This window comes from Pedobacter rhizosphaerae, assembly GCF_900111155.1.
Taxonomy (GTDB): Bacteria; Bacteroidota; Bacteroidia; order Sphingobacteriales; family Sphingobacteriaceae; genus Pedobacter; species Pedobacter rhizosphaerae.
This window is the reverse complement of record NZ_FOGG01000036.1, coordinates 23,048-34,755: the sequence shown is the minus strand read 5'-3', so window position 1 is coordinate 34,755 and position 11,708 is coordinate 23,048. Positions and strand designations below refer to the sequence as shown.

Below are 11,708 nucleotides of genomic sequence, written 5' to 3'. Positions count from 1 at the left end.
AAAACATTCAATCATTCAAAACTCAATCATTCAATAATTAAATATTATAAATTAAAAATGAACAAATTTCAGGGTACTGGCGTGGCCTTAGTTACGCCTTTCAACGCAGATGGATCTGTTGATTATAATGGTTTAAAAAACCTGATTAATCATTTGATCGACGGAGGGATAGATTACCTCGTTTCTTTAGGTACAACCGGCGAAACAGCCACCATGACTAAGGACGAGAAGAAGAAGGTGTGGGCTTATACTGCTGAAATTAACAATAATAGATTACCATTAGTTGCCGGTATTGGTGGAAATGACACTTTAGCTGTAGCAAATGAGATTAAATCTTTTGATGCAACCGGGTATAGCGCTATCTTATCTGTTAGTCCATACTACAATAAACCTACACAGGAAGGGATTTATCAGCACTATAAATATTTAGCTGAAGTATCTCCTTTAGACTTAATCCTTTATAACGTTCCTGGTCGTACCATGAGCAATATGAGTCCGGAAACTACCTGCAGACTGGCACACGATTTTAAAAATATCATTGCCACTAAAGAGGCGTCGGGTAGTTTTGATCAGTTTAATCAGATCATGAGAGATAAACCAGCTGATTTTCTTTTAATCTCTGGTGATGATCCAATTACTTTACCCATGATTGCTTTAGGTGCTTCGGGTATTATTTCGGTAGTAGGAAATGCTTTACCTAAACAGTTTTCAGACATGGTAAGGCTTTGTTTAAAAGGTGATTTTAAAAATGCAACTCCAGCACATTTAAGTCTGGTTGAATTTACCCGTTTGGCTTTTGCTGAAGGTAATCCGGCAGGAATTAAAGCTGCCTTGAAGCTTTTAGGTGTTTGCGGAGATACCGTTAGACTTCCTTTGATTAAAGCTTCTAAAGGCTTAGAAGAGGCCATTGCTAAAGAAATTGATAAGCTAAGTCAATTTGCATAAATAGACTGCGGAAAAATATTCGCAAAACGTATAATAAAACAGAGAACAGATTGTTTGGTTTGCCAGTATAAGGCGACCGATCAATCTGTTTTTTTTGTGTAAAGGAAAAATTACTCCACAACATAATTCTGATATTCAATACTTTACAATCAAAACTAATCTTTTTATTAGAATTAGTCTCACACGTGTTTACAGTGTACTATGCTAGCATAATTATTGATTGCTGAAATGTACACACAAATAAAACACAAATGAAAAAACTATTTATTATTGTCCTATTGGCTGTAACAGCCAGTGGCTGCGCTTTACGTTCGACTAAGAACGTAGAAAAGCCAGGTCCTGTAATCGGTATGAGTGTAGAAGCGTTTAAAACGAGCTATCCTCGTGCAGATTTAGTTTATCTGACTACAGACTCCGCTACTTACAAGATTTACCGTTCATCTGGTGGAAGTTTCTGGATAGATGATTTCTATTACTTTGGTAGAGGCAAGCTTGCTAAATTTGAACAAAAGACCCATTTTTTCAACAATAGTAGGGTAACTATTGAGCATGAAAAGGACAAAAAGAATTGAGGAGAGATTATAAATACAAAAAGGCCACTGAAAACTCAGCGGCCTTTTTAGTTATAAATATTTTGGTTGCTTAAGCTTTGTTTTTAGTGTCTTGAACTTCTAAACGGATAGCCTGAGCTAAGTTTTTTAAATCTTGCATGCCTTTACGAACGCGGGTTCCAGCAGCGCTGTTTCCTTTGTTATAAAACTTGTCTGCATCAGCTTCTAAAGCTGCTACTAAACTTTTTACTTCTTCAAATTTTTTCATGTTTAAGTACTCCTATAATTTTAAAGGTTTGAGTTTTAATTATCTAACTCTAATTTAAAGGGTTTACTGAAATAAAAAAACTTTTGAATCAATAAAAAACAGGCTTAGAAAGTGTTTTTTTCCACATTTTGTGTATTTATAAACAAAAAACCGCAGCAAATCTTACGCAACACACTGAAAAACAAATATTTAAAAAACAAAGACAAAAGAAAAGCCGCTTTAAACAAGTTTAAAGCGGCTTTTGAGTAATGTTTATGATTACGCTGTTGCGAATTGATTTTCTTTGTAATAGCCGTTTTCCAATTTCTCAGCAACCTCGCTAAATGCATCTAAAGTACGTTGTACGTCTTCTAATGTATGCACCGCTGTTGGGATCAATCGAAGTTCGATCATTCCTTTAGGGATAACCGGATAAACTACGATTGAACAGAAAATACTATAGTTCTCTCTTAGATCAAATGTAATTGCAGTTGCATCAGATAACTCTCCCTTTAAGAAAACTGGCGTTACTACTGAATCTGTTACACCTAAATCGAAACCGCGTTCACGCAAACCTTTTTGTAAGGTTGTAGCAATTTGCCAAAGCTTCTCTTTCAATTCAGGTTTGGTTTTTAAAAGCTCTAAACGCTTCAATAAGCCAATAACCATTGGCATAGGAAGTGCCTTAGCAAAAGTTTGAGAACGCATGTTATATCTAAGGAAATTGGTAATTTCTTCAGTAGAAGCTACGAAGGCACCAATACCTGCCATTGATTTGGCAAATGTACCGAAGTAAACGTCAATACCGTCAATACAATCCTGTGCTTCATGCGTACCGGCTCCTGTTTCACCCATTGTTCCAAAACCATGTGCATCATCAACCAGGATACGGAATTCAAAATCTTTTTTAAGATCTACGATCTCTTTTAATTTACCTTGCGCGCCGCTCATACCAAAAACACCTTCAGTAATTAAGAGAATACCACCTCCCGATTCCTGGGTTAATTTAGTAGCACGTTCCAATTGTTTACGGGCACTTTCAATATCATTGTGTTTGTACACAAAACGTTTACCCATGTGAAGACGTAAACCATCGATAATACAAGCGTGAGATTCAGCATCATAAACGATAACATCATTCCTATCTACCAAAGTATCGATAATAGATACCATACCTTGATAACCATAGTTAAGCAAGAAAGCATCAGGTTTACCCACAAAAGCAGCAAGTTCCTGCTCCAGTTGCTCGTGGTATTTGGAGTTACCACTCATCATACGCGCCCCCATAGGATAAGCCATACCAAATTGAGCTGCTGCTTCTTCGTCTGCCTTTCTAACTTCAGGATGGTTGGCTAAACCTAAATAGTTATTTAAACTCCAAACCAAATGCTCTTTTCCACGGAATTGCATGTGTGGTGCAATCTCTCCCTCTAATTTTGGAAATGAGAAATACCCATGAGACCACTTCTGGTGCTGACCCAAAGGGCCCATGTGCTTTGCTATCTTATCAAATATATCCAATGTATTATGTATTTATTGTACTTAAAATTTTGCGAATTTAAGGTTTATTCGGCTTAAAATCAACCGAATCTAGGTGGTACCTGGTAATTTAAACATTTTTAACAAGCCAATTTTATGCCAAAAAAGCCTTAACAATCAAGTTAAGGCTTTTAAATATATTTGGTTCAGTCTAATCAACGTTGTCGTGTAAGAAAGAATTATTAGGTCTGATTTCTGTTCCACCGTCTTGATCGTTACTCAAGGTGAAGCGGCTAACCTGAGATTCTGAAGAATGTTGAACTTGTTGCAACTGCATTTGTTTGCGTTTGTAAGCAGGTTCGTTTTCTAATTCTTGTAAACCATTAGTAGTACGCAGTTTCATGCTCAAATCTTTTAAACGTAAAATACGCTCTTTAGATTTTCTCAACTGCTCTTCCATAGATTCGTCGTTCTTATCGTCATCTAAACCTACAGCTGGCATTTCAACTTCAGGCTCAGGCATAGATGGCGCTTCTGCTACAGGCGTTTCGAATACGAATTCTGTTTCAGCAAGCTTTACTTCAAACTCAAAACCTGTTTCCTGTGGTGCTTCTAACTGAGGTTCTTCTTCAATTAGCGTATGACGAACAATGTTATTTTCAGGCTCCTGATTAAGTTGTGCTTCAGCTTTATTGAACATTCCACCGAATAAATCAGCCTGAGAAACTTCATCCTTTGTTTTCATTACAGGCTCATAAGAAGGTACTACTTCTTTAGGCTGAATAAATGAATTTACTGGTTCTACCGGACGAACTAATGGTGCTTCTTCTGGAGTAAGTAAAGAAATTTTCTTTTTATTGCGTTCTTCGTGAACACGCTCTTCAGAAGTTTGGAAGCCAGTAGCGATAATGGTTACCGAGAGTTTCTCTCCTAAAGTTTCATCTGTACAGTTACCCCAAATTAAATCAGCAGATAAGCCTGCCTTTTCCTGGATATAATCCGTAATGATAGATACCTCATCCATCGTTACTTCTCTAACCCCTGAACTGATGTTTAATAAAATATATCTTGCTCCTTCAATTTCGCTATCTTTCAATAACGGAGAAGCCAATGCGCCTTCAACTGCTTGTAATGCACGTTCATCACCTTCTGCAGAATGACTACCCATAATGGCTACGCCACTATCTTTCATCACGGTACGCACATCTTTAAAATCCACGTTGATGTAACCCGGAACGGTAATGATTTCTGCGATACCCTTTGCAGCTGTGGTTAAAATATCATCTGCCTGACCAAAAGCTGAGCCTAAGGTTAGGTTTCCGAAAATTTCACGTAGTCGATCATTAGAAATAACCAGATAAGAATCTACGTATTTCTTCAGTTCTTCCATCCCCTCGTCCGCCTGCAATCTACGTCTTTTACCTTCGAATGAAAATGGAGTAGTGATAATCGCAACAGTTAAGATATCGAGTTCTTTCGCAGCTTTAGCAATAATAGGACTGGCACCAGTTCCGGTACCACCACCCATACCAGCAGTAATAAACAACATTTTTGTTGTACTACCGAGCATAGCTTTAATGTCATCAATATTTTCTATTGCCGAGTTTTTACCAACTTCAGGTATAGAACCAGCACCCATTCCTTCAGTTAAACTAGCACCTAATTGAACTTTATTAGGGATTGGGCTACTTTCTAAAGCTTGGGCATCTGTATTACAAATAATAAAGTCCACACCAGTAATACCGGATAGGTACATATGGTTAACTGCGTTACCACCACCACCACCAACACCAATAACCTTGATGATTGATGATTTATCTTTTAACATTTCGAACTGCATAATCTTATGAATCAGTTGTTTAAAAATTTTTAATTCCTGTTCATTACTCCATGTAATATTAACACTTTTTCAACAGACGTTTTCCACAAGTGTTAAGAATGTGGAAAACTCATGTTTTGTTGAAAAATATTTAATTTTTCAAGTAATCCTCGTCGCTTACATTCATATCATCCTGAATGAATGTGCGTGTTTTGGCAAGTAGCTTATCGAATAAACCAGGGCCTCTTTTTTCCTTTTCCTTAGCCACTTTAGCCTTTTCTACGAACACTCCTGGCTGCTTCATCTCTTCAATCAGTTCTTCCGCTTTTTGAATACCTTTTATTAACAAACCAACACTGGTTGCATACATTGGGCTTTTCAAATCATCGTAAATGGTTTTCGGCATATCCTCATATTTAGATAAATGCTCATTGGGATAACCTATGCGGCAATCTAATCCGGTAACATATTCTACCAACTGGCTCAGGTGTTTCAACAAGGCACCACCACCGGTAATTACAATACCTCCGATTAATTTTTTCTCGTATCCCGACGATTTGATTTCATAGTAAACATGCTCAATAATCTCTTCCATACGGGCTTGAATTACATAAGCTAAGTTTTTAACTGAAATTTCTTTCGGTTCACGACCACGTAAACCCGGTACGCAGATAATCTCATTTTCTTTATTCTCTTCTGCCAATGCTGAACCAAAACGGGTTTTTAACAACTCTGCCTGGTTACGCATTACCGAACATCCTTCGCGTATATCTTCTGTTACACTGTTACCGCCAAAAGGAATAACGGCTGTGTGCCGAATGATACCTTCATGGAAAATGGCGATGTCGGTTGTACCACCACCAATATCTACCAATGCAATACCAGCTTCTTTTTCTTCCTCGCTCAACACCGATTCAGAAGAGGCCAGTGGCTCAAGAATTAAATCCTGAGTTTGTAATCCTGCATTGTTAACACATTTCATGATATTTTTAACTGCGGTTACCTGACCAGAGATAATGTGGAAGTTCGCTTCAAGACGTACTCCAGCCATACCAATCGGATCTTTGATTCCCGGCTCGTTATCAATGGTAAATTCTTGTGGTAACACATGAATAATTTCTTCTCCCGGAGGCATAACCAGTTTGAACATATCATCGATCAATTTATCGATATCCTTTTTACCGATTTCATTGTTCAATTCTCTTCTGGTTAAAATTCCTCTATGCTGTAAGCTCTTAATGTGCTGACCAGCAATACCCACATTTACCACCTGTATTTCTACATTGGATTGTCCGCTTGCTACTTCAACTGCTTGAGCAATACCCTGCACGGTTTTTTGAATGTTTGAAACCACTCCTCTTGTTACTCCCGCCGATTCCGCCTTGCCGATTCCTAATATTTCTATTTTACCGTGCTGTGTTCTCCGTCCTACGATAACACATATTTTTGTAGTACCGATATCCAATCCTACTACAATGGGCGACTGACTGGTAAATTTTGCCTTGTCCATATTCGTTAATTTTGTTGAGTTTTATACAGTTTTTCCAGGGCTTTGATTTCTTTCTCTCTCGCTTCTCTTTGCTTCTTTAAATCTGCCGCAGATTTTGCCGGCTTTGGCTGTGTTGTGGTAGTTGCTTTCGGCTTTTCCTTTTTCTCCACCTGCTTCACCTCCTTTGGCTTACTTACCGCTGGTTTAGTTGTTGCTGGTTTCGACACCGCAGGCTTTGACTCCTTTGGTTTTACTGCTTGCGCGACTACAGTTTTTTTAATTTCTTTTTTTGCTGGTTCAACTTTTTTGGGTGCTGCTACTATCCGCTTAGGCTCCTCGTTTCTTGGTTCATCTTCCTCGGGCCTATTTTCAATGGCTTCTCCAACCATACTTTTAATGAGCGAATCGGTAACCTTTCGCTGTATTCTCAAACTATCAGCCAGCGTTATTGTTTTACCTTTTTTACCTATACTTGTCGAATCCCTTTTTTCGCAAACAATCTGATTGGTGTATTTAATATTAATCGTCTTGTAAGCATCCCATCCTACTTGTGGCATTGCCTTTTTATAGAAAATAAGCAGGTTTTTCATTTTAATTTCTAACGAATCTGCATTACCTAATATAATCCGCTGATCGCCCACTCTTGGGATCAGTTCCATATCTTTCTGGCTGTCAACAACAATCTGCTCAATCTGATTATCCCATAGGGTATCTTTCTTAATAAACTTCGCTGTTCGGTACAAATCTTTCGCTAACTGTGTATGTAAAGTATCTATTCTTCTGCCAAACACTTCCGTTATGTTTCCGGTTGCCACCAAAACATTAGCAGTAAAATTCGCCGATATAGGCATTTTCAAACCGTCATTATCAATATAAAAATCTTGTCCGCTTGCATTCAAAATCCTTAATATCGGCTGGCGTTGCTTGATCTCAATATGCAATACACCATCCATATCTACATATACCTTTGCAAAGGCGATGTAAGGATTCGATTGCAGTTTTTGTTCAATTCTATGGATGTTAATTTTCTCGAGATTTCTTCCTAACAGTATTCCTTGATCTTCCTTCAAAATGGCATCAATCTCTTCACGTTCAATAAAGTTATCCGCCCCCGGAATCAATATCTTAACATCTGTACATTTAACGGTTTGCTTCTTAACATTGATAAAACCTAAAAGCACCACCACACCTGCCAGACTAATTAGCCAGGCAAAGCCAGTAAATATTGCTCCCCAGTTTAACCGTTTAAGCATGGTTTAATATATTTTTTAAAGGTTCAATTAATGTATCAATATCTCCGGCACCTACAGTTAAAATTAACTCAGGTTCAGCATCCTTAACATACTGAAGCACAAAATCTTTTCCACATACCCGCTTATTTGCGGAGGTTACTTTATCGAGTAAAAAAGCTGAATTTATGCCTGCAATAGGCAATTCTCTTGCCGGATAAATATCTAAAAGCAATAACTCATCAGCTGTGCTTAAAACTTTTGCAAACTCGTCAGCGAAATCCCTGGTGCGGCTGAACAAATGTGGTTGAAAAATCACGGTAAGCTTTTTGTCGGGATACAACTGTCGAACGGCATTAAAACAGGCCTTTAATTCTTCCGGGTGATGGGCATAATCATCAATGTAAATCTGCTTTTCGTTGTTTACAATATACTCGAAACGACGTTTTACACCTTTGAAATTCCCCACTGCTTCTTTCACCTTTTCTGCATCAATCCCCAACTGCAAAGCAATGGCTATGGCTACGGTTGCATTTTCTACGTTGTGCTTTCCAGGCAGCATCAAACTGATATTATTAATCCGATGATCACGGTCAGCGTAATCAAAAACAAATTTCGATCCTTCTACCCTCAAGTTCTCTGCTCTCGCCCTTGCAGTATTGCTCGCCGCATAGCTGATATAATGTTCCAGAGGCAAACCTTCGTGCACATACAAGGTGCCTCTTTCTTTCAGCTGACTTGCAAAAAGCCTGAAAGATTCTTCCAGATGGCTTTTATCTCCATAAATATCCAGATGATCAGCATCCATAGAGGTTACCACAGCTACATCAGGATGCAGGGTGAGAAAAGAACGATCATATTCATCGGCTTCCACAACAACTACATTGTTTTTACCAAACAACACATTGCTATTGTAGTTACTGGTGATACCGCCTAAAAATGCTGTACAATCGTAACCTGTATCTTTTAAAAGGTGTGCAACAATTGAAGAAGTGGTGGTTTTACCGTGTGTGCCTGCTACAGCAATGCAAAACATTCCCTTACTGATAATCCCCAGTACTTCTGAACGCTTTTTCAACGTAAAGCCTTTATCTTTAAAATGATTCAGGACTTTAGAATCCTTTGGAATTGCGGGTGTGTATACCACCAACGTATCATCATGGTTATCTAAAAAAGCACATGGTAATGCCGAAGCCTCATCCAGGTAAGAAACCAATATTCCTTCCTGTTCTAAGGTTTCAGTAAGCTTAGTCCTTGTTTTATCATAACCACAAACAGCAACTCCACGCTTAGCAAAATATCGAGCAAGCGCACTCATGCCGATACCACCGACACCTACAAAATATACTCTGTTTATTTTACCTAGTTCCATTTCATTTGAGATAAAAGCTGAAAGTTTAAAAGCTTAAAGCTGCCTGATTACCGTTTATTATTCTATTTCTATTCTTTTCTAATATTTTAATTTTTTCATTTATGGCTTAGCTACTTTAGCTTTGCCTTAATTTTAAGCTTTAAAGCTTAGCTCCTAACCAGCTTCAGCACTTCGCCCGCGATCACCTCATCTGCTTCTGGCAAGGCCATACTTCCAATTTTCTCAGAGAGCTTTTCGGCTTGTTCCTTATTCTTCAATAGTTTTAAGGCTTCTGCCACCAGTGTATCTTCTGCCGAGCGATCATTAATTAGTATTGCTGCTCCGTGCTTAACTAAGGCCAGCGCATTTTTAGTCTGATGATCTTCTGCCACGTTGGGAGAAGGCACCAGAATTACGGGCTTTTTAATTAAACACAGTTCTGCTATTGTTCCTGCGCCTGCTCTGCTAATAATTACATCGGCTGCTGCATATGCCAAATCCATTTTATTTAAAAACTCCAGAATGCGAACGTTTGGATGATAGTTTTCTCCTAATCGCTCCATGATTCCTTTGTAGTAAAATTTACCGGTTTGCCAAATCACCTGAACGTCCTCTGCCAGGATTTCTGGTAAATGTTTCTCTATACTTTTATTTAAAGTGCCGGCTCCTAAACTTCCACCGGTTACCAAAATGGTTTTCTTCAGTGGATCCAGTTTCAGCAATTCTGCTCCTGCATGATGTTTTCCCTTAATGTCTACCACCTCTTTTCGTACCGGATTACCCGTTTTCAAGATTCGATCTGCTGGAAAAAACTGATCCATCTCATCAAAAGCCACGCATATTTTTGCAGCCTTTCTACCCAACCACTTATTGGTAACTCCAGCATAAGAGTTCTGCTCCTGTATCAAGTATGGAATTCCCTTTAAAGAAGCCGCATATAACAAGGGGCCTGAGGCATATCCACCAACTCCAACCACAGCATCGGGCTTAAAATCTTTAATAATATTCAAAGCCTTCTGTACACTTCCAATTACCTTAAATGGTAAGCTTAAGTTCTTCAAGATTGAACCGCGCTGCATTCCGGCAATGTTCAATCCAATAATTTTATATCCGGCGGCAGGAACCTTTTCCATTTCCATTCGCCCGTTGGCCCCTACAAATAAAATCTCACACGAGGGCACCAAGCGTTTGAGCGCATTGGCTATGGCCACGGCGGGGAATATATGCCCGCCGGTGCCACCACCTGATATGATAATTTTTGGGGAATTATTCATTTTTATATTTAATTATTCTTTAACCACAAAGGGCACAAAGTTTTCACAAAGTGCACTGAGTTATTTATTTTACTACCTAACTATTTTGTGGAAATTGACTCACAACTCAAAACCCACAACTCGTAACTGATTACGCTATCGCCGGAATCTCTCCGATAATTACTTTATTACTTCTATTCTTTTCTGTTGATTCCTTACCTGCTACATGCTCCTCAACATCCCGGCTTACACTCAAAATGATACCGAAAGCCACACTGGTAAAAATCATCGATGTACCACCCATGCTTACGAGTGGAAGCGGTACACCCGTTACAGGACCTAAACCAACAGCAACAGCCATATTCGCAAAAGCTTGTATGGTTAAGCTAAAGCTCAATCCGGCAGCGAGCAGGGCCCCAAATGCCTTTGGGGCTCGGGTCACTATTTTTATACATCGGTATAAAAGCACCAGGTAAAGCATCATAATTACAATTCCTCCCATAGTTCCCCATTCTTCAATAATAATGGCGAAAATAAAATCGGAGTAGGGATGTGGTAGGAAATTGCGTTGCGTACTATTACCTGGTCCTTTACCAAAAACACCACCAGTAGCCAAAGCAATTTTTGCCTGATCTGCCTGGAAAGTTTTATCCGAGTGCTGCATCTCCGGATGCATAAACGAATTGATACGCGACATATACGTCTTCCTTCTAGGACCTAAAAAGAACACGAAAAGCAACAATACAAATCCGCCAGCACAAACAATAGCGATCTGTTTAATACTGATCCTACCGATAATTAACAATAAAATACTTACTCCGAACAGCATTAAGGCTGTTGATAAATTCGCTAGTGCAATCAATACAAACACGACACAAACCGAACCCATAATCGGAATAAAAGATTCTTTAACATCTTTAATATTTTCCTGCTTCTTGGTTAACATCCGGGCTAAAAAGGTAATCAAAGCCAATTTCGCTAAATCGGAAGTCTGGAAGGTTAACCCAATCACCGGGATTTTAACCCAGCGGGATGCATCGTTTAAGTTTGTACCAAAAATCAGGGTATATATTAACAGGGGTATGGTAACAATCATAAGCACCTTTGAAATACCTGCATAATACCGATAGTCGAGCAGGTGCGATATATAGATCATTCCTATCCCGAGCATTACAAAGATTAAATGCTTGGTTAAAAGTAATTTCTCTACAGCCTCTCCTCTTTTATAAGCAAGCGTTCCAGTGGCACTATATACAGCCATTACTGATATAAGCGAAAGCAGGATGATGATCAACCAGATCCACCTGTCGCCTTTTGTTTTATTAAGTAATGCCTCTAACATAGT

Annotated in this window: 10 protein-coding genes; 2 read left to right on the top strand and 8 right to left on the bottom strand. The window is 38.8% G+C overall.

Going from position 1 to position 11,708, the window contains the following annotated elements; translation table 11 throughout:
* Nucleotides 1–57 precede the first annotated feature (57 nt).
* Together dapA and BMX11_RS20280 are read left to right on the top strand one after the other, a co-directional pair.
* Entirely contained in the window at nt 58–945 is an 888-nt protein-coding gene (gene dapA, locus BMX11_RS20285; protein ID WP_090888096.1) for a 4-hydroxy-tetrahydrodipicolinate synthase, read from the top strand.
* Nucleotides 946–1,196: 251 nt separating this feature from the next.
* The gene (locus tag BMX11_RS20280; protein ID WP_090888065.1) at nt 1,197–1,517 is read left to right on the top strand and encodes a hypothetical protein; all 321 of its coding nucleotides are present in this window, start codon (nt 1,197–1,199) and stop codon (nt 1,515–1,517) included.
* Nucleotides 1,518–1,587: 70 nt separating this feature from the next.
* Here the strand turns inward: BMX11_RS20280 and BMX11_RS20275 are convergent, their stop codons facing one another.
* The 8 genes from BMX11_RS20275 to BMX11_RS20240 all read right to left on the bottom strand — a co-directional run bounded on the left by BMX11_RS20275 (nt 1,588) and on the right by BMX11_RS20240 (nt 11,705).
* Nucleotides 1,588–1,764, bottom strand: coding sequence for a hypothetical protein (locus tag BMX11_RS20275; RefSeq protein WP_010602932.1), 177 nt, complete (start codon nt 1,762–1,764; stop codon nt 1,588–1,590).
* 258 nt (nt 1,765–2,022) lie between these two features.
* Nucleotides 2,023–3,264: an aminotransferase class I/II-fold pyridoxal phosphate-dependent enzyme gene (locus BMX11_RS20270; protein ID WP_090888062.1), complete on the bottom strand. Its 1,242-nt coding sequence runs from the start codon at nt 3,262–3,264 to the stop codon at nt 2,023–2,025.
* 169 nt (nt 3,265–3,433) lie between these two features.
* Nucleotides 3,434–5,062 (bottom strand): cell division protein FtsZ, encoded by a 1,629-nt coding sequence (gene ftsZ, locus BMX11_RS20265; RefSeq protein WP_090888059.1) that lies wholly within the window; start codon nt 5,060–5,062, stop codon nt 3,434–3,436.
* A gap of 130 nt (nt 5,063–5,192) precedes the next feature.
* Nucleotides 5,193–6,551 (bottom strand): cell division protein FtsA, encoded by a 1,359-nt coding sequence (ftsA, locus tag BMX11_RS20260; protein ID WP_090888056.1) that lies wholly within the window; start codon nt 6,549–6,551, stop codon nt 5,193–5,195.
* A gap of 5 nt (nt 6,552–6,556) precedes the next feature.
* Nucleotides 6,557–7,783 carry a cell division protein FtsQ gene (locus tag BMX11_RS20255; protein WP_090888053.1) on the bottom strand — a complete coding sequence of 409 codons (1,227 nt, stop codon included), beginning with the start codon at nt 7,781–7,783 and terminating at the stop codon, nt 6,557–6,559.
* Nucleotides 7,776–9,131, bottom strand: a complete 1,356-nt coding sequence (gene murC / locus BMX11_RS20250; protein WP_090888050.1) for a UDP-N-acetylmuramate--L-alanine ligase — start codon at nt 9,129–9,131, stop codon at nt 7,776–7,778. Before murC ends, BMX11_RS20255 begins: the two co-directional genes overlap by 8 nt.
* Before the next feature lie 146 nt (nt 9,132–9,277).
* Entirely contained in the window at nt 9,278–10,384 is a 1,107-nt protein-coding gene (murG, locus tag BMX11_RS20245; protein ID WP_090888047.1) for an undecaprenyldiphospho-muramoylpentapeptide beta-N-acetylglucosaminyltransferase, read from the bottom strand.
* A gap of 130 nt (nt 10,385–10,514) precedes the next feature.
* Entirely contained in the window at nt 10,515–11,705 is a 1,191-nt protein-coding gene (locus BMX11_RS20240) for an FtsW/RodA/SpoVE family cell cycle protein (protein WP_090888043.1), read from the bottom strand.
* Between the last annotated feature and the right edge of the window lie 3 nt (nt 11,706–11,708).